This is a genomic window from Vibrio ouci (assembly GCF_004551525.1).
Lineage (GTDB): Bacteria > Pseudomonadota > Gammaproteobacteria > Enterobacterales > Vibrionaceae > Vibrio > Vibrio ouci.
Genome location: NZ_SATR01000411.1, coordinates 1 through 374, shown reverse-complemented (window position 1 = coordinate 374; position 374 = coordinate 1). Strand labels below are relative to the sequence as shown.

Here is a 374-nt window from a genome sequence, read left to right as displayed (position 1 = left end):
AAGCCGCTGCCTTACCGCTTGGCGATAGACCTGCAGTGCTTTCATAAGAAAGACTTAAATAATGGTGCGGAAGGAGAGACTTGAACTCTCACACCTTGCGGCGCCAGAACCTAAATCTGGTGCGTCTACCAATTCCGCCACTTCCGCAACAAATCTGTATTCATATCGCTAATTGGTAAAAGCGCTATGAAGTTGTATTAATGGTGGCTACGACGGGATTCGAACCTGTGACCCCATCATTATGAGTGATGTGCTCTAACCAGCTGAGCTACGTAGCCAAATGGTGCGGAAGGAGAGACTTGAACTCTCACACCTTGCGGCGCCAGAACCTAAATCTGGTGCGTCTACCAATTCCGCCACTTCCGCATCAATTT

3 tRNA genes are annotated in these 374 nt (G+C 48.7%); all 3 read right to left on the bottom strand.

The features are described from left to right. Window positions 1-62: 62 nt before the first annotated feature. The 3 genes from ELS82_RS26075 to ELS82_RS26065 all read right to left on the bottom strand — a co-directional run bounded on the left by ELS82_RS26075 (window position 63) and on the right by ELS82_RS26065 (window position 366). Window positions 63-147, bottom strand: a tRNA-Leu gene (locus ELS82_RS26075). 54 nt (window positions 148-201) lie between these two features. Continuing rightward, window positions 202-278 (bottom strand) — tRNA-Met (locus tag ELS82_RS26070). 3 nt (window positions 279-281) lie between these two features. Then, a tRNA-Leu gene (locus ELS82_RS26065) sits at window positions 282-366 on the bottom strand. Between the last annotated feature and the right edge of the window lie 8 nt (window positions 367-374).